The organism is Geothrix fermentans DSM 14018 (genome assembly GCF_000428885.1).
Classification (GTDB): Bacteria; Acidobacteriota; Holophagae; order Holophagales; family Holophagaceae; genus Geothrix; species Geothrix fermentans.
In genome coordinates, this window is the sequence record NZ_AUAU01000009.1 from 20,740 (window position 1) to 47,191 (window position 26,452).

Genomic DNA, 26,452 nt, shown 5'->3' on the forward strand with positions numbered 1-26,452 from the left:
GGCTAGATCCCGGGATCCTCGTCGCGTTCCTCATCGGGGTTCGCGGCGAGGATCGCGGCGAAGCGGTCCACGTGGGCGAGGAAAAGGTCCACCAGCCTGGGGTCGAAATGGACGCCCCGGCCCCTCTGGATGAGCGCCACCACCTGGTTCTCGGGCCAGGAGTCCTTGTAGTGGCGCCGGCTGCTGGCCGCGTCGAAGACGTCCACCAGCGTGGTGATGCGGGCTTCGATGGGAATGGCCTCCCCCTTCAGGCCCCTGGGGTAGCCCGAGCCGTCCCACTTCTCGTGGTGGCCGAAGGCGATGCGGGCCCCCATCTGGATGAAGGGGACCTTCGATCCCTTCAGGATGGTGGCTCCCATGGAGGTGTGCCGCCGCATGGTCACCCACTCCTCGTCCGTGAGGGCGCCGGGCTTCTGGAGGATGGCGTCCGGCACGCCGACCTTGCCGATGTCGTGCATGGGGGCGGCGGCGCGGATGGTCTCGACGGCCTCCTCGTCCCAGCCCAGCAGCCGGCCCATCTCGGCGGCATAGAGGCCGATGCGGCGGACATGGGTGCCGGTCTCATGGTCCCGGTGCTCGCTGGCGGAGATGAGGCGCAACGCCACCTCCTCCCGGGAAGCCCTGATCTGCTCGGTCTGTTCGCGCACCTTCTGGGCCAGCTGGGCCTCACGGTCGCGGAAGGCGATCTCCAGCATGCGGCGCCTCAGGGCCGCGTTCACCTGCACCAGGATCTCCCGCGGCTGGAAGGGCTTCAGGATGTAGCCGAAAGCCCCCTGCTGGAGGCACTCGATGGCGGTCTCCGTCGCCTCCGTGGAGCTCACCATCACCACGGAGATGTCGGGGATGCGGGGCTGGAGGGCCTTCACCAGGTCCAGCCCCGAGGCCCCGGGCATCTGGATGTCGCTGAGCACCAGATCCGAGGGTTCCTCCGCCAGGGCCCGGAGGGCGCCCGGCACGTCTCCGGCGGTGCGGCAGCGGTACCCGGCCTTCGTGAGGATCCGCTCCAGCGACAGGCGGATGATGGGCAGGTCGTCCACCACCAGGACGCTGACCTGCTCCGGCACCACCTGGATTTCTCCGCCCATGGCCCCTCTCTGGATCACGACTCAGCGCAGGTTCTTGGATGACTGCGGTATCGATGATCGCATGGCCATAAAAAACCGTGAAGATCCATTCATGGAACAGCCGGGACGGTTTGTCCTGTTCCACATCCTGCCGGCTACCGGGCCCACTCCAGCGAATCCCGCTTCGCCTCGTAGTGCGCGCCCAGCTCCAGGGCCATGGCCCGCTCGCAGAGCTCCAGGGCCCCGTGGAAGTCCCCCAGCTCGCTGCGGGCCTGGATGCCCCGCTCGAAGCAGGCCATGCCCTCCAGCATCCGCCGGTACTCGTGGGGGAAGGCGGCCTCCAGCTCAGGCAGCAGAGCGAGGGCCGCGTCCACCGAGTCCACGCAGGCCTCCCACTGCCCCGTCTGGGCCTGGGCCTCGGCCATCCGGTCGTAGGCCACGGCCTTCACGGCGTTGGGCAGGCTCGTCTGGCCCTCGAACGTGCGGCGCAGGTACTTCAGCGCCGATTCCGGCCCGCTGAACGCTGCCTCCCGGTGGCCCGAGAGCACGTCCTCCAGGATCTCCTTCACCGACTTGCGGACGGGTTCAGTGCGCTTTGCCATGGGGCCTCTTATTTGCCACGGATGAACACAGATGAACACGGATGGAACGCCTGTGCCTTTATCCGCGTTCATCCGTGTTCATCAGTGGCTGCTTATTCGTATTCGATCGTCGCGGGTGGCTTCGAGGTGATGTCGAAGACCACCCGGTTGATGCCCTTCACCTCGCGCACGATGCGCTGGGCGATGCGGTCCAGCAGCTCGTGGGGCAGGCGGGCCCAGTCGGCGGTCATGAAGTCCTCGCTGGTCACGGCCCGCAGGGCGCACATCCACTCGAAGGTGCGCTCGTCGCCCATGATGCCCACGGTCTGGACCGGCAGCAGCACGGCGAAGGCCTGGCTGGTCTTCGTGTACCAGCCGCTCTCCCGCAGCTCCTGGAGGAAGATGGCGTCGGCGTTCTGGAGGATGGTGGCCCGCTCGCGGGTGATGGCGCCGGGCAGGCGAACCGCGAGGCCGGGGCCCGGGAAGGGGTGCCGCAGGTTCATCTCCTCGGGCAGGCCCAGCGCGAGGCCCGTGGCCCGGACCTCGTCCTTGAACAGCTCGCGCAGGGGCTCCACCAGCTTGAGCTTCATGCGCTCCGGCAGGCCGCCCACATTGTGGTGGGACTTCACGAGGATGGCGCCGCCGATGCCACTGCTTTCGATCACGTCTGGGTAGGTGGTGCCCTGGCCCAGGAAGTCGGCCTTCACCTTGCCGGCTTCGCGCTCGAAGACCTCGATGAACTTCCCGCCGATGATCTTCCGCTTCTGCTCCGGGTCGGTGACGCCCTTGAGCGCACCCAGGAACTCCTCCGAGGCGTCCACCCACCTCACGTTCAGCTCGAAGGGCGCGAAGTAGGCCTGCACCTGCTTCATCTCATCCTTGCGCATGAGGCCGTGGTCCACGAAGACGCAGGTGAGCCGCCGGCCGATGGCCTTGTGCAGCAGAAGGGCAGCCACGCTGGAGTCCACGCCGCCGCTGAGGCCCAGCACCACCGTGCCTTCGCCCACCTGCGCACGGATGGCCTTCACCTTCTCCTCGATGAAGTTGCCGGCGTTCCAGTCCAGGGCCATGCCGCAGTGCCTCAGGAAGTTCAGCAGCAGGGGCGTGCCGTGGGCGCTGTGGGTCACCTCCGGATGGAACTGGAGGCAGTAGATCCCGCGCTTGGGATCCTCCATGGCCGCCACGGGCACGCTGGGGGTCGTCGCGGTGACGGCGAAGCCCGGCGGGGCGACCTCCACGTGGTCGCCATGGCTCATCCACACCTGCTGCATGTGGGGCAGGCCCTCGAACAGCATCGAACCCTCAGGCCTGGCCTGGATCTCCGCCTTTCCGTACTCCCGGCTGGCGGAGCGGTGCAGCTGGCCGCCCAGGTTCCGCGCCAGGAGCTGCTGGCCGTAGCAGATGCCCAGGATGGGCACGCCCAGGCCGAGGATGGCCGGGTCCAGGTCCGGCGCCCCGGGCTCCAGCACCGAGTTCGGCCCGCCCGAGAGGATCACCCCCTTGAGGTCGGCGCCGCCGATCTCCGCCGCCGTGGCGCCGCTGTTGTACACCAGCCCGAAAGCCCCCAGCTCGCGCAGGCGCCGGGTGATCAGCCGCGTGTACTGGCTGCCGTAGTCGATGATCGCGATGCGTTCGTGGTGCATGGGAGCCTCTAGATTCAAGGAACGAAGTGGGGTCACGGAACGGAAACTTGCTTGGACGCCGGATCCGGCCCGGGTGGCTGGACCGGCCTGGCCTGGACGGTCTTCCTGGCCCTGAGCTGATCTAGCAGGGCCTTGAGACTGTTCCGCTCGTAGGCGCTCTTGACCTTCTTCCGGACCGCCTCGACCTTCTGGATGGCCTCGTCCAGCCGGCCCATGCTCGCCAGCTGGATGACCTCCTGCCCCAAGGGGGCGAGGTTGGAGGGCAGGCTGAACTTCATGGGCGGCAAGGTCTCCGGGGAAGCGGAGGCACCTTGCGGGAGGATGGCCGATCCCGCGGCCTCCGCGGTCCGCCGCTGCTGCTGGATCTGCTCAAACCGGGCCAGGTGCTCGGCATAGGCCACGGCAATCTGCCGCTCATCCGGACTGGAGGCCATGCGGTTCAGCCGGTCGCCGATCTCCCGGGCCCGGGGCGGGAGGTCCAGGTTCATGCAGGCGGATCCCAGATTGGCCCAGTTCGCCAGGTTGCGGGGTTCGAGGGTCACGGCGCGGGTGCCCGCCTCCACGGCCTTCTTGGCATCCCGCGGCTGGATCGTGTACTGGCGGCACAGGGCCATCCAGGTTCCCGGGAAATCCGGACGGAGGCGCTGGGCCTCCTCCAACAAGGCCAGGATCTGTGCCGGAGCGATAGACTCCGGTCCCGCGCCTTCCTGCGCCAGCAGGGCGAGGTGGTAGGGGACTCTGAAGTCCCCGCTGCCAAGGCGTTGGGCTGTTTCGAGCGCGGTCCAGGCCTTCCCCCTCTCTCCCCGATGCACGGCCCCGAGCCCCAGGGCGGCATGGACCTCCGGCCGCTGGGGCGCGAGCGCCAGGGCCTTCTCCAGCAGGGGACGGGAGGCCGGCTCCTGCCGGGATTCCATCAGGAATTCGGCCCGGACCACCAGGGCTTCCGCCTCGTCGAGGGTCCGCACAGCCGGAGGCGCCCCTTCGGGCTGGGAGGGCATGTCGAGTTCCATGAAGTGGTAGGTGGTGCGATGGACGTAGGCAAACAGCCTGCGTTCCAGGTCCTTCAGGTCGCCGAACCCCTCCTGGGCCTGCTGCAGAGGCGGACCAGGGCGGTCGAGCGCCTTCAGATAGGTCTTGAACACTCCGGCCTGCCGGGCCTTTTCATCCATCAGCAGGTAGTGGACCAGCGCCCAGCTCTCGGCATAGAAGGGCCCGACTTTGGTCCCCTCCTGGTAGTAGGGGGAATCGTGGGTCGCGGTGAGGAGGCTCTCCAGGGGAAGCATCGGCCCCCTGCGGAGGGTCCCCAACCGGTCATTGGGGATCCTTCCCAGGTGGATCCGGCCTTTGTGGAGCTCCGTGGCTCCGTAGAAGTCGGCGAGGCCCTCGTCGAGCCAGGTGGGGATCGCCGGAAAGTTCAGGTGGATGATCGAGTGGGCGTACTCGTGGAAGACCACGAAGTAGGGTTGGCTGGCCTGATACTCCACATCCAGGCGGATGAGGGCGTAGTTGCGGTCCATCCCCTGCTGGAAGTAGCCCGAGTGGCGGACGGGATCCCTGCCTTCGAAGGAGGCCGGCCGGAACCGCTTCATGGAGTCCTCATCCCGGGTGACGATCACCACCATCGGCTTGGGAGGATCGAGCTGGAGACCCGGGAACACCCGGCCGAAGACGCTCCGGATGGACTCGAACCCCAGGAGCGCCTTCCGGCCCTCCTTCTCGCCATCTTCGCAATAGACGGTGAAGTGCGCGGAGCGGATCTCCGTCCAGGTTTCCTTCCCCCGTGCGGCTGGAACCCCGCTGAGCAGGACCAGTGCCAAGGCGAGGGGCTTCAGCCATCGGCTGGAGCCCCCGGCCCGGGCGATCACGGAGGGTCCGCGGCGCATGTCGGCCCTACTGCCAGAGGCTGAAGTCCGCCACGCGCAGGAAGGCCTGGCGGAGGCGGTGGAGGAGGCTGAGGCGGGCAGCACGCAGGGCGGGGTCCTCGCACTTCACCATGACGGCGGCGAAGAAGGCCTCCAGGGGCTCGGCGAGGTCGGCCAGGGCTTCGAGAAGCGCCTTGCGGTCGGCCGTGGTTTCCAGCTTCCCGAGCCGCTCCGCAAGAACCTTCTCCTCGGCCTGCGTCAGCAGGCCCCTATCGAAATCGCCAGAGGCGATTTCGTCCTTGAGGATGTTCCCGATGCGCTTGGCGCTCTGGGCCAGGCTGGCGAAGCGGGGGTCCTCGGCGAAGGCGGAGAGGGCCTCGCAGCGGGCCTTGAGGTCGGCCAGGTCCTCCCAGCCGGCGGCCAGCGCTGAACGGCGCACGGACCCGGCGTACCCGGCCACCTCCAGCTGGTAGGCCACGCGGTCCTTGAAGAAAGCTTCGATTGCTTCGATTGGCCCATCAAACCAGCGAGGTTTGGAAAGAGGGGCTCCCTCCTCCTGTGGGATGGGGGGAATGATGGCAAAGACGTTTCCCTTCATAGGAACCAAGCTGTAAGCAATTGAAATTAATGATTTAAAATCAATATTCCAATTTTTCTCCCATATAATACGAATCACGCCCAATGTAAATCGACGCAATGCAAGTGGATCTTTGGAGCCAGTCGGGTACATACCATTCTTGAGACACCCGATAACCGTGTCAGATTTATCTGCCAGAGATATAAGGCATCCCAGGTCTGAATCAGGAATACTATCTTCAGGTCCAATGGGCCGATAGTGTTCTTTTACTGCTTTCCAGACCTCAGTAGGGGCTCCAGCAAGCCTAAGATATTCTCCACCCATAATTCCCTGTAGTTCGGGAAATTCATTTACCATCAGCGAGCGAAGATCAAATTTACAAAGCCGTCCTGCGGACGCAGCTTTATCGGGATCCAACCCTACCTTCAGAGAGAGCTTTCTAGCAAGGTCAGAAATTCTTAATGATTTTTCCAGATATGAGCCAATTTCTCGCTGAAAAACCAACTGTTCTAATGAGCTCACCCTAGTCTCAATGGAGTGTTTTCGGTCCTCAGCGAAGAAAAAATGGGCGTCATAAAGCCGCGCCTTCAGCACCCACTCGTTGCCCGCCTTCACGAAGCCCGCGGGGTCGTCCGTGCGGTTGGCCGCCGTGAGGAAGAAGGGCAGCAGCGCGCCGTCCGGCCCCTCGATGCAGAAGCTCTTCTGGTGCTCGCGCAGGCTGGTGACCAGCACCTCCTTGGGCAGCTCCAGGAAATCGGCGGGGAACTCGCCGCGCACGATCTTGGGGAACTCCACGATCTCGGCCAGGGTGTCCAGCAGCTCCGCATCGGCGACCACGCGCCCCTCCACCTCGGCGGCGAGCGCCTCCAGCTGCTGGGCGATGCGGGTCCGGCGGGCCTCCACGCTGACCACGACGCCCGCGGCCTCCAGCGCCGATTCATAGGCTTCGGGCGTGGCGATCGCCACCGGGGCCGGGTGTTCGCGGTGGTAGAGCCGGTGGCCCCAGGTGGTGTTCGTGGCCCTGACGCCATCCACGGTGATGGGCACGACCTGATCGCCGAACAGGCAGAGGATGTTGCGGATGGGCCGCACGAACTCGAACTCGGAGCTGCCCCAGCGCATGGCCTTGGGCACGTGTAACCCGGCGATGAGCCCCGGCAGGGCCTCCGCCAGTAGGTCCACCGTGGGTCGCCCCCGCTTCATGAGCGTCACCACCGCGCAGGGTTCCTTCTTGCCCGCGGGCTGCTCGAAGCGCACGGCGCTGAAATCGACGCCCCACTTCTCCGCGAACTTCAGGCCCTGGAGGGTGGGCTTGCCGTCTTCGCCCACGCACATGCGCTGGGGCGGGCCCACCTGGGTGTCGGTTTGGTCGGGCTGGGCGATGGGGAGGCCCTGGGCTCGCCACGCAAGCTTGCGTGGCGAGTAGAACTTCTGAATCTTGATTCCGTAATTCGCAGAATCCCCCGTCGGGATCCATGACTCGAGGGCGTCTTCAACCTTGTCAGCAAGTTCATCGGCCAGGGGCTCCAGGAACCGCGCCGGAATCTCCTCGCAATGCAGCTCCAGCAGGAAGGTCTTCGTGCCGCTCACTTCGCACCCCCCTTCCCAGTGGTTTCGGCAGGTGCGACGGCGCCCTCCGCATGCTCCAGATACGCCTTCGCGCACGCGCAGGCCAGGTCGCGCACGCGCTTGATGATGCCGGGTCGCTCGGTGGTGCTCACGGCGCCGCGGGCATCCAGGACGTTGAAGGTGTGGCTCATCTTGAGGGCCTGCTCGTAGGCGCTGAGGAAGTGGCCCAGGTCGTTCAGCAGGTGCCAGCCCTCCTTCTCGAAGGCGTCGAAGAGGCGGCGGTGCAGGTCCAGGTCCGCGTGCTCGAAGCTGTAGGCGCTCAGCTCGAACTCCTCGCGCTGGCGCATCTGGCCGTAGGTCACGGGGAACACGCCATCGTCCGTCTTCACCTCGCCATGGATCAGGTCGAAGATGTTGTCGTAGCCACCCAGGAACATGCAGATGCGCTCGATGCCGTAGGTGAGCTCGGCGCTCACGGGCCGGCAGTCCAGGCCGCCCACCTGCTGGAAGTAGGTGAACTGGCTGATCTCCATGCCGTCCAGCACCACCTGCCAGCCCACGCCCCAGGCGCCCAGGGACGGCGACTCCCAGTTGTCCTCCTCGAAGCGCAGGTCGTGCTTGGACAGGTCGATGCCCAGGGCCTCCAGGCTCTCGATGTAGAGGTCCTGAACCTTGGCGGGGCTGGGCTTGAGGATCACCTGGAACTGGAGGTGCTTGTAGACCCGGAAGGGGTTCTCGCCGTAGCGGCCGTCCGCGGGACGCCGCGAGGGCTCCACGTAGGCCACGTTCCAGGGCTTCCTCCCCAGGGCGCCGAAGAAGGTGAGCGGGTTCATGGTGCCCGCGCCCTTTTCCAGATCGTAGGGCTGGCCGATGAGGCAGCCCCGGTCGGCCCAGAACCGCTGCAGGCGGAGGATCAGTTCCTGGATGTGCATGGGGGCTCGCCAAAACGAGCATTGTAGCGGCTTTTCGCCCTTCCGTTAAGCTCGGGGGATGCTCATCCGGCCTGCCCTTCCCGACGAGGCCCAGGACCTGGCGGTCCTGGGCAGGCGCCTGTGGCGCGAGACTTATGCGGGGCTGATCCCTGAATCGAACCTGGAGCTGCACCTGGCCAAGACCTTCGGCCGGAAGCAGCAGGCGGAGGAGCTGGCGGATCCCGCCTGCCGGACGCTGGTGATCGCGGGGGATCGGGGCACTCTCATGGGCTACGCCCTGCTCCGGTCCGGTGGCCCGGAGGAAGCAAGGGCCTCTTTCCATTTCGTCAACCCCCTGGAGGTGGCCCGGTTCTATGTGGACCGCGCCCTGCACGGCACCGGCGCCGCCCAGGCGCTGATGGCCGCCGCCCTGGATCACGCGGCGGCAGCGGGCCACGATGGCGTCTGGTTGCAGGTCTGGGAGCAGAACCCCCGCGCCATCCGGTTCTACGCCAAGGCCGGCTTCGCCGACGCCGGCGGGGCCACCTACCGCATCGGGAACCAGGTGGACCGGGACCGCCTGCTGGTGCATGACTTGATGGTTCGTCCAGTGTGATGGCCGTCTTCCTGGCGTCTTGCTAGAATCCCGGTTTCCCGGGGTTCTGCATGACCCGAAAAATCGCACTCCTGGCCATCGGCGGCAATGCCCTTCTGAAAGAGAAGGAGCGCGGGCTGCAGGAGGAGCAGCTGGAGAACGCCCGGGAGACGGCGGAGATGCTGGCGCGGGTGGTGGCCGAGGGCTACGCCCTCTGCGTGGTGCACGGCAACGGACCCCAGGTGGGCAACCTGCTCATCCAGCAGGAGGCCGGCTCCGGCCAGATCCCGCCCTACAGCCTGGACATCTGCGGCGCCATGACCCAGGGCTCCATGGGCTACATGCTGGAGCGCATGCTCATCAACCGCCTGCGCTTCATGGGCCTCGACGCGCCGGTCACCTCCGTCCTCACAGAAGTGGTGGTGGACAAGGAGGACAAGGGCTTCCAGGACCCGACGAAGCCCGTGGGCCCCTTCTATCCCGAGTTCCGCGCCCTGGAGCTGATGCGCTCCAAGCGCTGGAAGATGAAGGAGGACTCGGGCCGGGGCTGGCGCAAGGTGGTGCCCTCGCCGAGCCCCCTGGAGATCGTCCAGCTCGGCGCCATCAAGACCCTGCTCCAGTCCGGCAGCTCCGTGATCGCGGGCGGTGGCGGCGGCATCCCCGTCATCCGGGACGCCAGCGGCCTCCTGGTGGGCGTGGAGGCCGTCATCGACAAGGACCGTCTCAGCGCCCTGCTGGCGGCCCAGCTGGACGCGGACCTGTTCATCATCCTCACGGGCGTGGCCAAGGTGGCCCTGGACTTCGGCAAGCCCACCCAGCGCTGGATGGACCGCCTCACCGCCAGCGAGGCCCGGAAGCACCTCGCGGAGGGCCAGTTCCCGCCCGGCAGCATGGGCCCCAAGATCGAGAGCGCCCTGGCCTACCTGGAGGGCGGCGGCCACGAGGTGCTCATCACCACCGCCGAGGCTCTGGCCACCGAGGACCCCGCCACCGTGGGCACCCGCATCGTGCGAGACTGAGGGTTCCCCGGAGGCCCCCCCGATGTACGCCATGATCCTCGTCCGCTATCGCCGGCCGCTGCCCGAGATCGAGGCGGTCACGGAGGCCCACCGGGCCTACCTGGCCACCCTGAAGGCCCAGGGCATCCTCCTGGCCTCGGGCCCCCTGGAACCGCGGTTCGGCGCCATCTGGCTGGTGCGTGTGCAGGACGAGAACCCCCTCGCCGACCTGGACGCCCTCAGGGACGGCGATCCCTTCCACAAGGCCGGGCTCACCAACTACGAGCTGATGCCCTGGAAGGTGCTGGCGGGCAAGGAAGAGCTCGACCGGATCTGACCCCCGCCCGCCGGGCCTGACCGCCGGACGGGGATCGGCCTCAAACCGGCCTCAGTGGCTCATCTTGATGTCCACGGGGTTCTTGAAGGTGTCATAGAGCGGCGAGGTGCGGATCACCCGGGCGTGGAGATCCTCGATCTGCGCCGCCGTGCCGCTGCAGGCGAGGTTCACCTTCACGCGGATCTGGGACAGCCCGGGCCGGATGTTCTTGTCCAGCTCCAGGAAGCCCTGGAGATCGGAATCCGTCTCCATGTCGAAGCTGAGGCTGCTGATGTCCAGCCCAAGGGCCGCGGCGTTGTAGGCGTAGGTCACGCTCAGGCACGCGCTGAGCGCGTGCAGGGCCGCCTCCCCCGCGTTGGGGGCCAGATCCGTGCCCAGCAGGGCCTCGGGCTCGTCGGCCTCGAGGAACATCGGCGTGCCCCGCTTGTGCTCCATCCCCGCTCCGTAGAGGGAATCGAAGGTGCTCTGGGAATGGGCTCCGTTGATCCATTTGGCCTTGGACCGGAAGGTGAACTTGGCGAGGGCGGGATTGGCCTTCACCATCGAGACGGTGGTGTTGAGGGCATCCACATTCACGCCGTTGTGGATGGTTGCGATGCTGCCCATGGATCCTCCTCCTGGACCGGCACAATCCCAGCCGGAGGCCAGCCCCGGACGGGAAGCGCGTATAGGACACCCACAAGGGTCCCGCAAGCCACGGGGCCCTCTGGAAAGAGCCTCCAACATGGGCCGCCCCGGGGTTGAAACAAGGTCGCAAAATTCGAACCAGGACACCCTTCCGGCACATCCGGCCCGGGTCCAGTCACTTGGAAGGCGGCGCGGCCCGGGCAGCCTCCAGGGCCTTCCTGGCCCGCTCCCGCTCGGCCTCTCCCGGGGTGCCCCAGACGGCCCGGCTGGGCTTCTGCTTCAGCAGCTGGAGCAGCTCCTCCACGGAATCCAGCGAGCGCCGCAGGGCCTTGAGGCTGGCCTCCACTTCCGGCTGGTCCTCGGCCCGGAAGCGGGCCAGCAGCGCGTCCGACTGCTGGAGCACCGAGGCCAGGCTCACCAGGATCCGGTCCAGCTCCGGGGCCCGCGCCTCCACCAGGGTCCGGGTCACGGCCAGGCTCCGCTCCAGGTCCGCCAGGGCCCTGTCCGCCTCCCCCATGCTGCGGTCCGCGTGGGAGGCCAGGCTGCGGCCATCCCGGGCCAGGGCCTGGAACTCCCGGAGGGTGGCATCCAGGGAGTGCAGGGCCCGGGCCACGGAGGGATGCTCCAGCAGATCGCCCAGCCCCTTCGTCCGCACCCGCTCCCGGACGTCCTCCAGGGAGCCGTTGAGGTTGGCCAGCAGGAGGTCCGCCCGCTCCAGCACGCCGCCCAGGGACACGCCCTCCTCGCCGGGGATCTGGTCGCCCGCGGCCAGGGCCACCGTGCGCTCCCCCGGCGGGGGCAGCCGCAGATCCAGCATGACGCTGCCCACGCCCTTGGGCGCCACCACGGCGCAGGTGCCGCGCCAGAGCTGGATATCCGAGCGCACCGCCAGGGTGGCCAGGAAGTGGTAGTCCGTGCCCTCCCGCCGCATGTCCACCCGCTCCACAGCCCCCACCCGATAGCCCTTCAGCTGGACATCCGTCCCGGGCACCAGCCCCTCCATCTGGTCGAGCCGGACCATCAGCGGATAGGTCCTCTCGGTCACGGCGCCGGCGTTCTTGTAGGCCAGCAGGCCCACGAAGAGGGCCAGGGCGAGGAGGACGAAGACCCCCAGCCGGGCATCCTGCTTCTCGAAGTTCATGCGGGCTCCATGGGCGCGGCAGGCACTGACTGCAGGTGGAGGCGCTCCGCCGCGAGCCCGGAAAGGGTCTCCGCCTCCTCCATCGCCATCACGAGGGTGCAGCCCGGATCCGCGGCCCAGGCCCGGATCAGCTCGAGGGCGGCCCCCCGGTCCGCGGCATCCAGGCCCTCCAGCGGGTCGTCGAGGATTACCAGCTCCGGTTCCAGGGCCAACACGCGGGCCAGGTTCGCGTGCTTCCGCGCCGCGCCGCTGACGGCGTGGGGACGCAGGCGGGCCAGGGGGCCCAGGCCCAGGCGAATGAGCGCCCCCTCGGACCGCCGGGATACCTCCGCCTCCGGCAGGCCCAGAAACCGGAGAGGCAGGGCCAGGTTGTCCACCAGGCTGAGGTTCGAGAGCAGCCCGCCGGCCGCGAAGGCGAAGCCCACCCGGATGCGGCCCAGCAGGGCGAGGGCGCCGTCGCCCGGCCAGACGGCGATGCCGCCGAGGCGGACTTCCCCCCGCCGGGGCCGCTCCAGACCCGCGAGGACCTTCAGCAGCCGGCTCTTCCCCGAACCGCTGGCGCCTGTCACCAGGAGGTTCCCCCCCTTCCCCACCGCCAGGTCCAGACCCTCGGCCAGGGGCCGGCCCTCGGGGGACTCGCAGGCGAGGCCGCGGACCTGGAGCATCAGAAGTAGAAGAGCGCGGCGATGAGGCCGTCGATGACGAACACCGCCGCCAGGGCGGAGACCACGGTGCGGGTGACGGCCTGGGGGATCTCCGTCTGGCTGCGCCGGACGCCGAGGCCGAAGTGGCAGGCGTGGAAGGTGATGGCGCCGGCGAAGAGGGCGACCTTCAGGAGGGTCGCGGCGAAGTCCAGATTCGACAGTGCTTGTCGCACGGAATCCATGAAGAAGCCCCAGGCGAGGCCGTACTTCAGCCGGGCCACCAGGAAGCCGCCGCCCAGGGCCGCCGCGTCGAAGCACACCACCAGCGCGAAGACCGCCACGAGCACGCCGGCCCAGCGGGGCAGCAGCAGGTAGCGGTAGGGATCCACCCCGTGGGCCAGGAGCGCGTCGACCTCCCCGTTGAGCTGCATGGTCCCCAGCTCCGCGGCGATGGCCGTGGCGCTGCGGCCGATGACCAGCACCGCGGTCAGCAGCGGGCCCAGCTCCCGCAGGATGATGACCACCATGAGCGTGCCGATGTAGTGCTCCGCGCCCAGGCCGGAGAGCTGGCTGAAGGCCTGGATGAGCGTCACCGCGCCCAGCAGCAGGGCCATGCCGGCCACGAGCAGCGCGGCATCGAGGCCCGTGAAGCGGACCTGGAGCTTCGTCTGCCCGCCCACCACCGCCACCTGGCCGGCCCGGAGCGCGAGCCCGGAGCGCAGGGTCCGCAGCACCAGGTGCGCCTGGTCGCCCAGGAACGCCAGGAAGCTGCGCACAGGCGCGCCGATCCACGCAAGGAAAGCCATCATTCACCCGAGGGATGGCTCCAAGGCTAGCAGAAAACCGGCCGCGTCAGTGCCCCGCCACGAACCCGTCGGCGTGGTCGATCACCGTCACCGTGCGGTAGTCCCGGTGGGGTGCGGAGCCCGCTCCGGCCTGGTGCAGATCCGGGTTGAAGAGGTTCGTCCGGTGGCCGCGGCTGGCGATGCCGTCGTCAATCAGCAGCTGGATCACCACCTGCCTTGCATCGTCCTCGCCGGCACTGATGTTCTCGGCGATGAGCCCCTGCCAGCGCCCCTGGCGGTTCAGGCGGTCCCTAAGCCGGCTGCCATCCGACCCGGTGTGCTCGATGCTGCCCCTCGGTCCGATGTCCTGGGCATGAAGCCGGGCCGCCCGGGCCAGCCCCTCGCTGAAGCGCAGGGGACCCACGGGCCGCGCGGCTTCGAGGAAGGCGATGGCCTCGTCCAGCGCCGCCAGGCCCTCCTCCGTGCGCAGGGGCACGCGGCCGGGCCGGTTCCAGAGCCGGCCCTCGAAGTACGGCCGCAGCTCCCGCAGGTGCTTCGCATAGGCCTTCGGCCGGACCCGCGCGTCGCTCATCTCCTGGACCACGGCCCGGTCGAAGGCCGTGGCCGATTCCGGCGGGGCCGCCCGGACGAGCGAGAGGCTGGCGAGTAGGAGCATGGCGAGCGGCGGGACGGCGAGCCTCATGGATGCCTCGGGAGGATGCCCAAGGATACGCGGCCGGCGCCCCGCCAGCTCAGGCGGCCGGTTCACCGGTCTGGACGGGTTCCAGCCGGGTGGCGCCGGCGCGGACCCAGGGCAGCCAGGGGTGGATCCGGCAGGCCAGGCAGAACCCGAAGAAGGCCTCCAGGCCCGCGCAGAGGCCCAGGATCGCCGCCAGGGCCAGGCCCAGGGGCCGCAGCCCCGCGAGCAGGGCCGACCCGATGCCCAGGGAGAAGAGGAAGCCCACGGAAGCGGCGAAGCGCTTGGGGCCGGCATTGACCCTGCGCTCCGCCAGGCCGGCGAGACGGCGGAGCCGCCCCGCCGCCAGGGCCACGGGGCTGAAGGAGGGACGGCCCGCGGCGCGGAGGGCGAAGTCCGCGCCCAGAGCCAGGACGGCCCAGCCCCGGCCGCTTCCCACCGCCAGGACCAGGAGCCCCAGCGACAGGAAGGCGGCAATGCGCCCGGCGGATTCATCCACCAGGTCCGGGACGATGGGGCAGCTGGGTCCGGGAGGAAACGTCTGGTTCATCCGGGCGCTCAGATGGCAGGCCCGTCGATCTCCGCAAAGAGCGGGTGCGTCAGGTAGCGCTCGCCGGTGTCGCAGAGCACGGCCACCACGGTCTTGCCCTCGCCCAGCTCCTTGGCCACTTCCAGGGCGGCGAAGACGATGGCGCCGGTGCTGATGCCCGTGAGCAGCCCTTCCTCCCGCGCCAGGCGGCGGGCGACGGCGATGGCGTCGTCGTAGCCCACAGGCCGGATGCGCTGGAAGGCCTTCTTGTTCAGGATGCCGGGCACGAAGTTGGGGCCCAGGCCCTGGAGCTTATGCGGGCCGGCCTTCCCGGTGCTCAGCAGAGGCGAGGTCTCGGGCTCCACCGCCACCACCAGGGTTCCGGGCTTCTTCTCGGCCAGCACTTCACCGACGCCGGTCACGGTGCCGCCGGTGCCCACGCCCGCCACGAAGGCGTCCAGCTCAGGCACCTGCTCCAGCACCTCCAGGGCCGTGGTGCGGCGGTGCACGGCAGGGTTGGCGGGGTTGTCGAACTGGCGCACCAGGAAGTAGGAGGGATCACCGGCCGCGAGCTCCTCGGCCTTGTCCACAGCGGCCTTCATGCCGCCGGAACCCGGCGTCAGCAGCAGCTCGGCGCCATAGGCCTTCAGCAGGGCGCGGCGCTCCTGGGTCATGGTGTCCGGCATCACCAGCGTGATCTTGTAGCCCTTGGCCGCCGCCACGAAGGCCAGGCCGATGCCAGTGTTGCCGCTGGTGGCCTCCAGCAGGGTCATGCCGGGCTTCAGCGCGCCGCGGGCCTCGGCATCCTGGATCATGCTCAGGGCGATGCGGTCCTTCACGCTGCCGCCGGGGTTGGCGCTCTCGAGCTTCACGTAGATCTTGGCCGAGCCCTTGGGCACCACGCGGTTCAGACGCACCACGGGGGTGTAGCCCACCAGGTCGTAGGCGTGCTCGACGCGGTTGGGGCGTTCGGTGGGACGGCTCGGCTGGCTCATGAGGGCTCCTCTGGTCTCGGGCTCGGCCCGGAACCTGAAGTATGCAAAGGTTTTTTATATTGTCAAGTTTGTTAATTAATTTTATTATGTATTTCGAAGGACCGCTAGACTGTCCGGGGAGGCCGCATGTTGAAGGGTTCAGCCAAGGGGCGCTACGGGCTGCTGCTCATGGTGGAGCTGGCCCTCCACGCGGGCCGGGGCCCCATGTTGGTGGCGGACATCGCCGAGCGCCAGGCCCTCCCCGTCAAGTTCCTCCGGGTGCTGCTGGGCAACCTCAAGGCCGCCGGCCTGGTCAAGGTGCAACGCGGCCCCAACGGCGGGTGCGAGCTGGCGCGGCACCCCAGCCACATCACGGCCCTGGACGTGCTGGAGGCCCTCGAAGGCCGCTTCGTGGCCGGCAGCCTGCCCGCGGACGCCACCTACGGCGCCCGCGCCATCCGCGAGCTCTGGAGCCGCAGCACCGAGGCCGCCCGCGCGGTCCTGCGGGGCACCACCCTCGCCGACCTCGCCTTCCGGCACCAGGCGCTGGAGGTGGACAGCCAGGGGTACTCGATCTGACCTGCGCGGAATCCGCGGCTGCGGATTCCGCGCAGGCCCTGCGGGCATCAGAGATTCAAGGCCAGGATCGTCCCCTCGGCCGCCGCATGCCCCTTCTCCTTCACCTCGCCGCCCCGGTAGAGGGTCCAGCCCGGCAGTCCGCGGGGGATGGTCTTCGTCATGGCCCACTGCTGGACGCGGCTGTTGGCCAGCACGACCACCAGCATGCGCCTGGGGTTCCAGGGGTTGGGGAAGGCCGCCAGGAGGCCGTCGTCGGGGCGGCCGTAGGTGCGGCCCTGCCAGCGGAACCAGCCGGAACCGGCCTCGAAGGGCAGCCTGCCCTCGGCCTGGAGGCGGGCCACCACGCCGTTGTCGGCGGGACCGCCGAAGAGCACCAGGTCGCTGGCCGCCAGGTCGGCCTCGCTGACCTCCGCATCGGGTTTCAGGGGCAGCAGCACTTCGGTCATGTTGTCGGCCAGGGCCTCACGGTAGCTCAGCGCCAGCGTGCGCTGGGCCTCCACCTCGCGGGCCGTGCCGAAGACCAGCAGCGCGCGGCTCCAGTCGTCCAGCAGATTGCCCGGCACCCAGAAGTTCGCGCGCGGCATGGGGAGGTCATTCCCCGCGTTGAAGACCAGGCGCGTGGGCCTGGCCTCGCTGCGGAAGCTGAAGGCGGCCCGGGCGCCCTTCACCTCCAGGCGCTCCAGACGGGCGCCCTTCTCCGTCTCCAGGCTGGCGAAGGCCACGAAGGGATAGGTGAAGCCGGACTGCTCGACCTCGACTTTCACGTCATAGGCACCGTCCGCCTTCTCCGCGCGGGCCCGGACCTTCGGCGCAGGCAGGTCGGCCCGCTCCAGCCAGGGCTTCAGGATCGGCGCCACGTCCTTCCCGGCGCCCTCGGACAGGGCCTTCAGGATGTCGGCGGTGGCGGCCGCCCTGCCCGCGTAGCGGCCCTGGACGGTTCCCATGGCCTTGGCGAAGGCCGCGTTGCCCAGGATCAGGCGCAGCTGGTGCAGGGCGAAGAGGCCCCGGATGCGGGGAATCTGGTAGGCGCCGTAGCGGTCGTACTCCGTGACCGTCGCCAGCGGTGCCTTGGCGCCCTCGGTGGCGCCCAGCCAGAGGTGGCGCGTGGCCAGGTCCGCCAACGCCGCGCTCTGAGTCTCGAAGGCCTTGGCAGGCGTGGCAGGCAGGTGCTTGAGCTGCTGCCAGTAGGCCGCCGACCCGCTGACAAACCAGTTGTCCGCATCCGACGCCGGCCTGACAGTCCCTGTCCAGAGCCCCTTCGCGTCATAGCTGAACGCCTCCTTCACGTTGCCCACATCCGGAACAGGCGAATCCTTCTGCCTCTTTTCCTTACTCCAGGCCGCGTGAGCGGCCTGGAGCCGGGCGGACACCCATATGGGGCTGAACGCCGTGTACCCATGGGTCAGGTGCGGCGTGGCGCCCGGCAGGTCCGCGATCCAGCGGCCGCCCACCAGCTTCTCGCGCTGGGTGGTCTTGCCCTGGTGGGCGATGAAGACGAGCTTCTCGGCCATTTCGGACGTGGTGAGCTTGGCGTCGCAGGCGTGGGGGCGGTTGATGGGGCTGCTGGCCATCAGCCGGGTGGAGGCGTCGATGTCGAAGCCGCCCTTGCCGTAGGCCTTGAAGGCGTCCTGGAAGGCGATGTCGCGGTTCCAGGTGTTGAAGGCCAGGTCCGCCGGCGCGTTCTCCGCGTTCCCCGTGTACTCGCCCCGGACCTCCAGGTCGCGGTTGTTGTTGTTGGCCCAGATGAAGTCGCGGTGGTTGCCCGGCGTGTCGGCGGACTTCCCCTTCGTGCCCGTGCGCCACATCCGTGCCTTCTCGGTGCCCAGCAGGAAGCAGGCGCCTTCATCGGTCTTGGTGTCGGCCATGGTCCAGTCATTGGTGTAGAGGCCGTTGTTCTGCTTGAAGAGGATGCCCGCCGCCTCGTCGATGCCACCCGCGTACTGGGCGGCTTTGCGGATGCGGTTGCTCTGGGGGGTGCCGTCGGGGTTGAAGGGGGTCTGGCCCACGGTGGTCTCGCCCATCACCAGGCCCGAGGCATTCAGGTACCAGTCGGTGCCGCTGTGGATGCCGCCCGCGAAGGTCTGCATCACAAGGCGGTGGCCCTTCTCGGGCACGATGTCCAGCATCACGTTCCACTCGGTGCCCGTGTAGCCGTTCCACATGAACATCTGGGTGAAGATGAAGCGGCCCGACTTGGTGGCGTCCTTGGTGGCCACGAAGGAGGAGCAGTGGTCGCCCTCGCCGCCCTTGGCCATCTCATCGTCGCCGGTCATGAAGGTGCGGCCCGAGAGCGGATTCGCGGCCCGGGCCAGGCCCTCCTGGAGCGAGCTCATGTCCACGGCGCTGTTCAGCGTCACGATGTCGAGCAGGTCCACGGGGCGGCCCCTGAACGCAGCGCCCGCCTTCGCGGCCCCGTCGGCGATCCCCTTCATCTCCTCCAGGAACTCCACGTCGTACTTGCGGAAGAAGAGGGCGTCAGCGGTCTGCCGCTGGTCGTTCCAGCCGCGCACGGGATCGGCCGCGTTCTTCAGGACGCCCAGCTTGGTGATGTAGCGGACGATCTCCTCGGCCATGAGCTCGCCGTGCTGGCGGCCCCGCGCGTAGGGCGCGCCCTCGATGTGCAGGAAGGTCCAGCCCCCCATCTCGTAGCGGAAGCCCTTGCCCGCCCAGCGCACGGTCTGCAGGGGGATGAAGGCGGTGACGTCCTCCACTTTTTCCAGCTTCACATGGCTGAAGGTCGCCGCGCCCGTGGCCTTGCCGTTGCGGCCCAGGTGCAGCTGCACCCGATCCGTGGGGGCCGTGGCCAGGAACAGGATCGAGACCTTGCGCTCCGAGTCGCCCGCCACGCTCTGGGAGGCGTTGGTGAAGGGGAAGCTCTCCATGGAGAGGCAGGCCCCCAGGGCCGTGGGGTAGCGGGCCAGGGCATCGGCCTTCACGCCCTCGGTGCAGATGGTGGCGCTGAGCCGGTACAGCTCGCCCACCTTCAGCATCACGGGGGCCGACACCAGCGTGGCTTCCGCCCCGGTGGCCGGCGCGGCGAGCCGCAATCCCTGGGCCTGGCCCGCTGAACCAGGCTTCAGGACGAACCCGGACACGGAGAGGTCGGCGGCGGTGGCGAGCACCGCCAGGGCCAGCAGCAGCCCGGCGCGAAGCGTTCGAAACATGGGGGAGCCTCCACCCCCCAGCATGCCAAACCTGCCTTCAAATTGCCTCGCTTTTCGAGGCAATTTGAAGCACCCGCTACGCTGGAACCATGACACTTCGCAAATGGACCTTCACCGTGGACTCCGGCGATGCCGAGCTGCGCCTGGACCAGCTCATCGCCCAGCACACCGACCTGTCCCGCCGGGCCGCCCGCGAGGCCCTGAAGCTGGGCGGGGTGCAGGTGGACCGCAAGCGCGTGAAGGTGGCCGGCCGGATGGTGAAGCCTGGCACGGAAATCCGGGTGGCCTACGATCCCGACCTGCCGCCCGTGCCGACGATGGCCATTCCCATCGTGTTCGAGGACGCCTGGCTCCTGGCCGTGGACAAGCCCGCTGGGATCGCCACCCAGGGCACCTGGGCCACGGACCGCCACGACCTGCTGGCCCTGCTGAGGACCCAGCGGCCAGACCTGAAGCTCTTCCTCCACCACCGCCTGGACCAGGGCACCTCGGGCCTGCTGGTGCTGGCCAAGGACGCCAGGGCCAACCCCGGCCTGGCGGCCGCCTTCGCGGGCCGCGATCTGGAGAAGCTCTACCTGGCGCGGATCTCGGGGCCCCTGGAGGCCTGCACGGTGGAGGCCCCCATCGGCCGCCTGCGGGGCGCCGATCCCGGCCGCTTCGGCTGCGAGGGCGACCTCATGGAGCCCAAGTCCGCCCGCACGGACTTCAGGCCCGCCACCGCAGAGGAGACCGCCGGCCTTGCGCCCGGCCACTACCTGGTCGCCCGCCTCCACACGGGCCGCACCCACCAGATCCGCGTCCACCTCGCCCACCTGGGGCGCCCCATCCTGGGCGACGCCCTCTACGGCGGGGCGCCCTCGGACCGCCTGTGGTTGCATGCCTGGCGGCTGGGCCTGAGGCATCCCGTGACGGGTGAGGATCTCCACTTGGAAGCGCCGCCCGCGAGGTTCCTGGCATAAGAAGAACGGCGGAGGTCGCCCCCCGCCGTTCCAATGTGAAGCCATTCCGCTTCAGGGCTTGTATTCGACCGTCTGCTGGGCCGAGTTGCCGTTGGCATCCATCAGCGAGATGGACCAGACGTAGGTGAGGCCCGAGGTCAGCGCCGGCTGAGAGGCCGAGCCGTCCACGTTGTAGACCAGGGAAAGCTGGGAGCTGGGCATGTCCCCGTTGGAGGGATAGCTCCAGATCTGGCCTGCATTCTGCTGCTGCATCCAGAAGCTGTAAGTATAGGGGAAGGACGGCGCTGGAGAGGGTGCCGACCAGGTGAACGTCGGTGTGGTTCCCGCAGCGGCGCCCGTGACTGGGGCGAGGTTGGTGGGGAAGGTATCCAGAACAGCAGACACGGTGACCGTGAGATTTTCCGAGGTGCCGTTGCCGTAGCCCACGATGACCGTGTAGGCATCGCCAACCACCGGGCGGAGGGACCCCAGGTTCGTCCAGTACCAGTACCCGCTGCTCGTGACGGGCTTCCCGACATCCAGCACGGCGGAACCAAGCTGGATGGCCACGTTGACGGGCAATTGGGTGTTCTGGTCCACGCTGAAGTTCAGGCCGTAAGTCTCGCCCGAGCCACCCGCGCCCGTGTACTTCTGGTGCGAGGTGGAAACCGTGGCGATCGCACCGGCGTTCGAAAGCGCCAGGCTCTGCCCGGAGAGATTGCCTGAGACCGTGATGAGGGACGAGATGTTGCTATTGGTGTTCGAGATGTCACCTGCGTCGATCAGGCCGTCGTTGTTCTGGTCGATGATCCCGAAGAAGAAGAAGGTGCCGTTCGGGACTCCCGGAATGCTGAATGCCTGGGGACTGACGGGATTGGCGATCCGCACCGCATAGGGGCGTCCCGCGGATTCGTCGAACACACCGACGTACAGGGGGCCTGTCGCCGTTCCGGGGAAGGTGACCGTCCCCGAGACTGTGCTGCCACCGGAACCCACCGCCGGCACGACCGGGCCGAAGGTGTTGGAGGCATTGCTGGTGGTCGCCCCTGCCTTCCCATACATTCGGAAGTAGTAGGAGGTCCCGTTGGTCAACGGCGCGGTGGTGAAGTAGATCGGGTTGTTGTCTCCCATGGCCGGAACCGTGGTGTTTCCAGTGATGGAGGCGAACGTATTGGAAGTGCTCCACTCGATGCGGTAGGAATCCGCCTTCTCGATGGACTGGGCGTCCACCAGGGGGCTCCAGCTGACGAAGGCCCCGCCATTCATGGGCGCGACGCCATTGAGGGTCGGGCCCGCGGTTCCAGTCAGGCTGACCGCGGCGGGGTCGGTCAGCGTGAGGCTGACGCCCGTCACGTTGCCGCTGGTGACTGTGACGTTGAGGGTGGTCCCCGTCGGGTTGGACGCGTTGGGGATCGTCTGTCCGACGGTGTCCATCCAGGCCCTCAGCGTGTAGGTGCCTGGGGAGGCGCCACGGATCGTGAAGGCGCCGGCGGCCGAGATGCTGACGCCGGGGTTGTTGTCGCCATAGCCGTTATCCAGCCGCAGGAAGATGCGCCCGGTCTTGCTGCCGGCATAGGCCACGGTGCCGGACACGTTATAGCCCACGGCTGCCTGGAACTGGACGTTGGTCACGTCGGCGCCCGAGACCGTCACCGAGGAGGTGGCCGGGAAGAACATGGCGCTGGCCCCGCTGAGGCTGGGGGTCACCGTATAGGCGCCGTCCGGGATGTTCGTCAGGGTGAAGTTGCCCGATCCATCCGTGATGGCGGTGGTGGCGCTGGGCGTGGTATTGATGCTCACGGTCACGCCGGCCACGCCGGACCCGCTGTTCACAAGGGTAACACGGCCGGAAACGGCATGGTTGAGGGTGACCGTCAGCGTGGCCGCGTTGCTGGTCACGCTGCCCTGGGAGTTGGTGACCACCACATCGTAGCTACCGGCATTGCCGGCGCCCACGCTGTTGATGGTGTAGCTGGAGGAAGTGGCTCCGCCGATGGGAGTCCCGTTGAACTGCCACTGGTAGGTGGGAGCGGGATTGCCGTTGGCGACCACCGAGAACGTGACGTTCGAACCCTGGCCCACGGTCTGGCTGGCGGGCTGGGTCGTGATCACGGGCTTGTACAGGACATCGAGGGCCGCGGCGGAGCTGGTGATGCTCCCCTGGCTGTTGGTCACCACCACGGTGTAGCTGCCCGCATCCGTGGAGACCACGGCGGGAATGGTGTAGCTGGATCCGGTGGCGCCGGCGATGCTCGCGCCATTTTTCTTCCACTGGAAGGTGGGCGACGGTGTTCCGGTGGCCACCACGCTGAATGTCACGGAGGCCCCGGCCGCCACGGTCTGGCTCGTCGGCTGGGTGGTGATGGTCGGAGCGACGGGCGCGGGGGCGACCGCCAGGGTGGCGATAGTGCTCGTCACGCTGCCCAGGCTGTTGCTCACCACCACATCAAAGGTGCTGCCATCGTCTCCGATGGCCGTGACCGGCGTGGTGTAGCTGGCGCTGGTGGCGCCGGCGATGGCCACGCCACCCTTCCGCCACTGGTAGGTGGGGGCGGGATTGCCCGTCGCGGTGACGGAGAAGGTGGCCGTCTGGCCCACCACCACGCTCTGATTCGCGGGCTGGGCGGTGATGACTGGCGGCGCGTTGACCGTGAGGGCCGCGGCGCTGGAGGTGATGCTGGCCGCGGGGTTGGTGACCACCACGGTGTAGGCGCCCGCGTCAGCCAGGGTCACGCTGGCGATGGTGAAGGTGGAGCTGGTGGCGCCGGCGATGTTCACACCGCTCTTCTGCCACTGGTAGGTGGGCGCCGGCGTGCCGGTGGCCACCACGGTGAAGCTGACGGACGCGCCGGCCGTCACGGTGGTACCCACCGGCTGGGTGGTAATGGCCGGAGGCACCTGGACGGTGAGGACCGCCCCATTGCTGGTGGCGGAACCGAGGCTGTTCGTGGCCACACAGGTGTAGGTCGCGGCGTCCGCCAGCGAGGTGGTGGCGATGGTGTAGGTGGCGCTGGTGGCCCCGGCGATGGCTGCGCCGCCCTTCTGCCACTGGTAGGTGGGAGCCGGGAAGCCGCTGGCCGCCGCCGTGAATGTGACGGAAGCGGGGGCGACCACAGTCTGGCTGGCGGGCTGGGTCGTGAAGACGGGCGCCTGGTTCACGACCAGCACGGCAGCAGAGCTGGTGGCCGATCCCAGCGAGTTGGTGGCGACGACGGTGTAGCTTCCGGCGTCCGCCAGGGTGGCGCTGGCGATGGTGAGCGTGGCCGCGGTCTGTCCCGTGAGGAGGGTCGCCCCCTTGAACCACTGGAAGGTGGGCGCGGGGTTGCCCGTGGCGGCGGCCGTGAAGGTCACGGCGGCGCCGGCGGTCACGGTGGTGGACCCCACCGGCTGGGTGGTGAACACCGGAGGAGCCTGGACCGTGAGAACGGCCGCGTTGCTGGTGGCCGTGCCCTGGGCGTTGGTCACCGAGACGGTGAAGCTGGAGCCATTGTCGGCCAGGGTGGTGGCAGCCGTCGTATAGCTGGCGGAGGTAGCGCCGGAAATGGCGGTCCCGCCCTTCTTCCACTGATAGGTGAGTGGCGCAGTGCCTGTGGCCGCCACACTGAAGGAGGCCGTCGCTCCAGCGGTGACGGTGACGTTGACCGGCTGGGTCGTGATGGTCGGCGGCGCGGGGTTCACCGTCAGGGTCGCGGCGTTGCTGGTAACGGATCCGGCGGCGTTGCTCACCGTCACGGTAAAGCTGGAGCCGCTGTCGGCGAGCACGGTGGCGGAGGTCGTGTAGCTGGCGGCAGTGGCGCCGGAGATAGCGGTCCCGCCCTTCTTCCATTGGTACGTGAGCGGGGCTGATCCGTTGGCGGTCACTGAGAAAGTGGCCGTGGCTCCTTCAAGCACGCTCTGATTGGCAGGCTGCGTGCCGATGGTCGGGGGAATCAGTGGTGCCGGAGTGCTTCCTCCTCCACCGCCGCCGCAGGCGAGGAAAACTGACAGTGAAAGGACCGCAGTGAGCGAAAAAAGGACGCTCACCGCACGTTTCAGGGACCTCATGGGAACCTCCAGAAAACAATCGAACTGAACCGTACAGACCAGAAAAGGAACGCCGGGCAATGAATCTGGATGAGAAGGTTTGAAAAGGGGGACATTCGAGATATAGACCTTTCGGTGGTCTTGATCCAGAACATAATTTTTGAAAACTTGATGTTATTGAGAAAAAGACGATGTTTCATTTACAATAAGCGGAACACCCCGTGAAATATTAACGATACGCAGGTCTTTTAACATAACGGCCTCGTCCTGTAACATTTTGAAATTTGGACCCGAGTCGGACATGCCCGCTTGCCGAACCCTGCCCGTCCTCTTCAACTCCGCCTCGGGAACCTCCCCCAAGGACCCGGACGCCCTGCTGCGGCCGCTGCCGCAGCACCTCCGGGACCGGGTCGAGCCCCTGCCCTTCGGCCCGCCCTGGGACTTCGAGCCCGCCATCGAGCAGGCCCGCCGCGCGGAGGGCCCCCTGCTGGTGTGGGGCGGGGACGGGACCCTCCACCACGCCGCCAGGGCGCTGGTCGAGCGGGGCTGCCCGGTTCCCCTGGGGGCGATCCCCGGCGGCAGCGGCAACGGGCTGGTGCGGGGTCTGCGCACGCCCCTGGGGGCGTCGGGCGCCCTGCAGCGCCTGCTGGAGGGCCGGGAACTGCGGCTGGATCTGCCGCGCCTGGACGGCGAGCCCTTCCTGAATGTCTGCGGCACGGGCTTCGAGGCCGCCGTGGCCCACCGCTTCGCCAGCCTCCCGGGCCGCGGCTTCGCCGCCTATGCCCGGGCCAGCCTGGAGCTATGGCGCGCCTGGAAGCCCGCGGCCCTGGCCTGGGAGGCGGAAGAGGCGCCCATGCCCTCCACGGACGGCCGCATCGAGCGCATCCGCGCGGCCTTCCATCCCGGAGCCCCCACCCTGCCGGACTCCGCCTGGAGCCTCTGCTTCGCGAACCTCCCGACCTACGGCAGCGGGCTCTGGATCGCCCCCGGGGCCGATCCCACCGACGGCTGCCTCCAGTGGGCCACCCTGGCCCGGCCATCCTGGCTCACCCTGCTCACGGAGGCACCGAGGCTCTTCCAGGAGGGCGGCCACACGGCCCTCCGCCACGAAGGGCGCATCCGCCACGCCACCCTGCGCCTGGAGCGCCCCCTGCCCTGGCACCTGGACGGCGAGCCCGCCCCCGGACGCGACCGCGCGGAACTCACCGTCGAACCCCGGGCTTTCCGCATGTGGGTGACCGGAGGGTGTCCCTGGTCCTGATGCTGTCCGGGGGTTCCGCGCTGCGCGCACACCCCCGGAGCCCCCGCGCCCTCGTCCGGCGAAGCCGGCCGAGGGCGGCCTAACCCTTCCATGCTCGGAAACGGCCTAGCGTGGATAAACGGCAGGCCCGGTCAGGCTGGGCCCGCGGAACTCGGCGCTGACGCTGGGGCTGGCGCCCCAGAGGCCCGCCACCATCTTCACGCCGCTGAGGTCCACCTTGGCAGGATCCCAGTCGCGGCGGACCACCAGGCGGTAGGGGTTGCGGGCATCCGACCACCAGGCGGGATCGTCCACGATGACGTAGACGGCCGTGGCCTCCTTGCCGGGGTTCTTGTAGGTCACCATGACGGGCTGGTGCGCGATGGCGGCCTGCAGCATGCCCGGCCCGGGCCGGCCCCACTTGTCCACGAGCATGAGGCGGAACCAGCCCAGGTTCGAGTGCTGGACCTCGACCTGCACCGTGCCTCCGGCCGGCACGGACACGCCGTAGGCGCGCCAGCCGGCGGGCAGCATGACGTAGTCGCTGATCTCATCCACGCCCAGGCCGATGGGGGTGACGGGGACAAACCCCCTGCGGGAGAGCCACTGGATCTCGGCCATGATGTCGCGGTCGCGCCAGTAGCGCCCGGTCGGGAAGACCTCGCACCGGTTCCAGGCCGGCGGCACCACCACCCGCGTGCCCGGATACAGGTTCACGCTGGTCACCCGGGGGGCCAGGTCCGTGGGCCGGGGATCTGTTTCGCGCATGCGGGGCCCGGGGTGGCCTCCCATCCGGCCCGCCCGTTCGGCGGACACCGGCCCCGACATCTCCCGGGGGGTGTCGGCGCGGGAGGCGCCGGGGGAGGGCCGATCGACCGAGGGCCGTACGGGCTGTGGCATGTCGCGACGGCCCCGCTCCTGCTGTGGCGATGCGCCACAGACGGCCGAGGCCAGGAAAAGACCCGAAAAGACGG

At 68.5% G+C, this 26,452-nt stretch carries 22 protein-coding genes; 6 read left to right on the top strand and 16 right to left on the bottom strand.

All coding sequences use genetic code 11. The features are described from left to right. Nucleotides 1-2 precede the first annotated feature (2 nt). The 6 genes from G398_RS0103670 to G398_RS16010 all read right to left on the bottom strand — a co-directional run bounded on the left by G398_RS0103670 (nt 3) and on the right by G398_RS16010 (nt 8,228). Entirely contained in the window at nt 3-1,085 is a 1,083-nt protein-coding gene (locus G398_RS0103670; RefSeq protein ID WP_043483474.1) for an HD domain-containing phosphohydrolase, read from the bottom strand. Between the two features lie 134 nt (nt 1,086-1,219). Then, a complete protein-coding gene (locus G398_RS0103675) occupies nt 1,220-1,666 on the bottom strand; it encodes a hypothetical protein (protein WP_026852590.1) in 447 nt (148 codons plus the stop codon). 92 nt (nt 1,667-1,758) lie between these two features. Next, nucleotides 1,759-3,288 (bottom strand): glutamine-hydrolyzing GMP synthase, encoded by a 1,530-nt coding sequence (gene guaA / locus G398_RS0103680; protein ID WP_026852591.1) that lies wholly within the window; start codon nt 3,286-3,288, stop codon nt 1,759-1,761. Between the two features lie 32 nt (nt 3,289-3,320). Next, complete coding sequence (locus tag G398_RS0103685; RefSeq protein WP_026852592.1) at nt 3,321-5,171, bottom strand: DUF1570 domain-containing protein; 1,851 nt, start codon at nt 5,169-5,171, stop codon at nt 3,321-3,323. Nucleotides 5,172-5,178: 7 nt separating this feature from the next. Continuing rightward, nucleotides 5,179-7,392 (bottom strand): glycine--tRNA ligase subunit beta, encoded by a 2,214-nt coding sequence (gene glyS / locus G398_RS0103690; RefSeq protein WP_245576261.1) that lies wholly within the window; start codon nt 7,390-7,392, stop codon nt 5,179-5,181. Then, the gene (locus G398_RS16010) at nt 7,314-8,228 is read right to left on the bottom strand and encodes a glycine--tRNA ligase subunit alpha (protein ID WP_052571344.1); all 915 of its coding nucleotides are present in this window, start codon (nt 8,226-8,228) and stop codon (nt 7,314-7,316) included. The genes glyS and G398_RS16010 overlap by 79 nt, the downstream gene beginning before the upstream one ends. Nucleotides 8,229-8,286: 58 nt before the next feature. On the opposite strand from G398_RS16010, the gene G398_RS16015 reads away from it, so the two are divergent. The 3 genes from G398_RS16015 to G398_RS0103710 are packed head-to-tail and all read left to right on the top strand — an operon-like array spanning nt 8,287 to nt 10,137. Next, on the top strand, nt 8,287-8,823 hold the full coding sequence (locus G398_RS16015; protein WP_052571346.1) for a GNAT family N-acetyltransferase: 537 nt from the start codon (nt 8,287-8,289) through the stop codon (nt 8,821-8,823). Nucleotides 8,824-8,873: 50 nt separating this feature from the next. After that, nucleotides 8,874-9,821, top strand: a complete 948-nt coding sequence (locus G398_RS16020) for a carbamate kinase (protein ID WP_052571348.1) — start codon at nt 8,874-8,876, stop codon at nt 9,819-9,821. Between the two features lie 22 nt (nt 9,822-9,843). Next, on the top strand, nt 9,844-10,137 hold the full coding sequence (locus G398_RS0103710; protein WP_026852594.1) for a YciI family protein: 294 nt from the start codon (nt 9,844-9,846) through the stop codon (nt 10,135-10,137). Nucleotides 10,138-10,188: 51 nt separating this feature from the next. Here G398_RS0103710 and G398_RS0103715 read toward each other — a convergent pair whose 3' ends face one another. From G398_RS0103715 to cysK, 7 genes are all read right to left on the bottom strand, one after another. Then, on the bottom strand, nt 10,189-10,743 hold the full coding sequence (locus tag G398_RS0103715) for an OsmC family protein (RefSeq protein WP_026852595.1): 555 nt from the start codon (nt 10,741-10,743) through the stop codon (nt 10,189-10,191). 196 nt (nt 10,744-10,939) lie between these two features. Further along, on the bottom strand, nt 10,940-11,905 hold the full coding sequence (locus G398_RS0103720) for an MlaD family protein (protein WP_026852596.1): 966 nt from the start codon (nt 11,903-11,905) through the stop codon (nt 10,940-10,942). After that, nucleotides 11,902-12,570 (bottom strand): ATP-binding cassette domain-containing protein, encoded by a 669-nt coding sequence (locus G398_RS16025; protein ID WP_052571350.1) that lies wholly within the window; start codon nt 12,568-12,570, stop codon nt 11,902-11,904. The genes G398_RS0103720 and G398_RS16025 overlap by 4 nt, the downstream gene beginning before the upstream one ends. Then, entirely contained in the window at nt 12,570-13,355 is a 786-nt protein-coding gene (locus G398_RS0103730) for an MlaE family ABC transporter permease (RefSeq protein WP_169720608.1), read from the bottom strand. The genes G398_RS16025 and G398_RS0103730 overlap by 1 nt, the downstream gene beginning before the upstream one ends. 46 nt (nt 13,356-13,401) lie before the next feature. Beyond that, complete coding sequence (locus G398_RS16030; protein ID WP_084511950.1) at nt 13,402-14,037, bottom strand: CAP domain-containing protein; 636 nt, start codon at nt 14,035-14,037, stop codon at nt 13,402-13,404. 49 nt (nt 14,038-14,086) lie between these two features. Then, entirely contained in the window at nt 14,087-14,581 is a 495-nt protein-coding gene (locus tag G398_RS16035) for a DUF4395 domain-containing protein (RefSeq protein ID WP_052571352.1), read from the bottom strand. 8 nt (nt 14,582-14,589) lie between these two features. Then, a complete protein-coding gene (gene cysK / locus G398_RS0103745; protein WP_052571354.1) occupies nt 14,590-15,555 on the bottom strand; it encodes a cysteine synthase A in 966 nt (321 codons plus the stop codon). 126 nt (nt 15,556-15,681) lie between these two features. On the opposite strand from cysK, the gene G398_RS0103750 reads away from it, so the two are divergent. Beyond that, nucleotides 15,682-16,113: an RrF2 family transcriptional regulator gene (locus tag G398_RS0103750; RefSeq protein WP_052571356.1), complete on the top strand. Its 432-nt coding sequence runs from the start codon at nt 15,682-15,684 to the stop codon at nt 16,111-16,113. Between the two features lie 47 nt (nt 16,114-16,160). Here G398_RS0103750 and G398_RS16040 read toward each other — a convergent pair whose 3' ends face one another. Next, complete coding sequence (locus tag G398_RS16040) at nt 16,161-19,277, bottom strand: C45 family autoproteolytic acyltransferase/hydrolase (RefSeq protein WP_052571358.1); 3,117 nt, start codon at nt 19,275-19,277, stop codon at nt 16,161-16,163. Between the two features lie 89 nt (nt 19,278-19,366). On the opposite strand from G398_RS16040, the gene G398_RS0103760 reads away from it, so the two are divergent. Further along, a complete protein-coding gene (locus G398_RS0103760) occupies nt 19,367-20,236 on the top strand; it encodes an RluA family pseudouridine synthase (protein ID WP_026852600.1) in 870 nt (289 codons plus the stop codon). A gap of 51 nt (nt 20,237-20,287) precedes the next feature. Here G398_RS0103760 and G398_RS19240 read toward each other — a convergent pair whose 3' ends face one another. Continuing rightward, a complete protein-coding gene (locus tag G398_RS19240) occupies nt 20,288-24,106 on the bottom strand; it encodes a beta strand repeat-containing protein (protein ID WP_169720609.1) in 3,819 nt (1,272 codons plus the stop codon). A 433-nt stretch (nt 24,107-24,539) separates the two neighbouring features. On the opposite strand from G398_RS19240, the gene G398_RS19250 reads away from it, so the two are divergent. Continuing rightward, a complete protein-coding gene (locus G398_RS19250) occupies nt 24,540-25,499 on the top strand; it encodes a diacylglycerol/lipid kinase family protein (protein ID WP_052571364.1) in 960 nt (319 codons plus the stop codon). 105 nt (nt 25,500-25,604) lie between these two features. On the opposite strand, the gene G398_RS0103785 is transcribed toward G398_RS19250, so the two are convergent. Then, nucleotides 25,605-26,378 carry a hypothetical protein gene (locus G398_RS0103785; protein ID WP_157492272.1) on the bottom strand — a complete coding sequence of 258 codons (774 nt, stop codon included), beginning with the start codon at nt 26,376-26,378 and terminating at the stop codon, nt 25,605-25,607. Between the last annotated feature and the right edge of the window lie 74 nt (nt 26,379-26,452).

What these genes read in the sequence shown, in the direction of transcription:
- G398_RS16025 (WP_052571350.1), bottom strand. Translation starts at nt 12,570, where the DNA reads ATGCTCCAGGTCCGCGGCCTCGCCTGCGAGTCCCCCGAGGGCCGGCCC.
- G398_RS0103670 (WP_043483474.1), bottom strand. Translation starts at nt 1,085, where the DNA reads ATGGGCGGAGAAATCCAGGTGGTGCCGGAGCAGGTCAGCGTCCTGGTG.
- G398_RS16020 (WP_052571348.1), top strand. Translation starts at nt 8,874, where the DNA reads ATGACCCGAAAAATCGCACTCCTGGCCATCGGCGGCAATGCCCTTCTG.
- G398_RS19250 (WP_052571364.1), top strand. Translation starts at nt 24,540, where the DNA reads ATGCCCGCTTGCCGAACCCTGCCCGTCCTCTTCAACTCCGCCTCGGGA.
- guaA (WP_026852591.1), bottom strand. Translation starts at nt 3,288, where the DNA reads ATGCACCACGAACGCATCGCGATCATCGACTACGGCAGCCAGTACACG.
- G398_RS0103730 (WP_169720608.1), bottom strand. Translation starts at nt 13,355, where the DNA reads ATGGCTTTCCTTGCGTGGATCGGCGCGCCTGTGCGCAGCTTCCTGGCG.
- G398_RS0103685 (WP_026852592.1), bottom strand. Translation starts at nt 5,171, where the DNA reads ATGCGCCGCGGACCCTCCGTGATCGCCCGGGCCGGGGGCTCCAGCCGA.
- G398_RS16040 (WP_052571358.1), bottom strand. Translation starts at nt 19,277, where the DNA reads ATGTTTCGAACGCTTCGCGCCGGGCTGCTGCTGGCCCTGGCGGTGCTC.
- G398_RS0103675 (WP_026852590.1), bottom strand. Translation starts at nt 1,666, where the DNA reads ATGGCAAAGCGCACTGAACCCGTCCGCAAGTCGGTGAAGGAGATCCTG.
- G398_RS0103710 (WP_026852594.1), top strand. Translation starts at nt 9,844, where the DNA reads ATGTACGCCATGATCCTCGTCCGCTATCGCCGGCCGCTGCCCGAGATC.
- G398_RS0103720 (WP_026852596.1), bottom strand. Translation starts at nt 11,905, where the DNA reads ATGAACTTCGAGAAGCAGGATGCCCGGCTGGGGGTCTTCGTCCTCCTC.
- G398_RS16035 (WP_052571352.1), bottom strand. Translation starts at nt 14,581, where the DNA reads ATGAACCAGACGTTTCCTCCCGGACCCAGCTGCCCCATCGTCCCGGAC.
- cysK (WP_052571354.1), bottom strand. Translation starts at nt 15,555, where the DNA reads ATGAGCCAGCCGAGCCGTCCCACCGAACGCCCCAACCGCGTCGAGCAC.
- G398_RS0103750 (WP_052571356.1), top strand. Translation starts at nt 15,682, where the DNA reads ATGTTGAAGGGTTCAGCCAAGGGGCGCTACGGGCTGCTGCTCATGGTG.
- G398_RS0103785 (WP_157492272.1), bottom strand. Translation starts at nt 26,378, where the DNA reads ATGCCACAGCCCGTACGGCCCTCGGTCGATCGGCCCTCCCCCGGCGCC.
- G398_RS0103760 (WP_026852600.1), top strand. Translation starts at nt 19,367, where the DNA reads ATGACACTTCGCAAATGGACCTTCACCGTGGACTCCGGCGATGCCGAG.
- G398_RS16010 (WP_052571344.1), bottom strand. Translation starts at nt 8,228, where the DNA reads ATGCACATCCAGGAACTGATCCTCCGCCTGCAGCGGTTCTGGGCCGAC.
- G398_RS16030 (WP_084511950.1), bottom strand. Translation starts at nt 14,037, where the DNA reads ATGAGGCTCGCCGTCCCGCCGCTCGCCATGCTCCTACTCGCCAGCCTC.
- G398_RS0103715 (WP_026852595.1), bottom strand. Translation starts at nt 10,743, where the DNA reads ATGGGCAGCATCGCAACCATCCACAACGGCGTGAATGTGGATGCCCTC.
- G398_RS16015 (WP_052571346.1), top strand. Translation starts at nt 8,287, where the DNA reads ATGCTCATCCGGCCTGCCCTTCCCGACGAGGCCCAGGACCTGGCGGTC.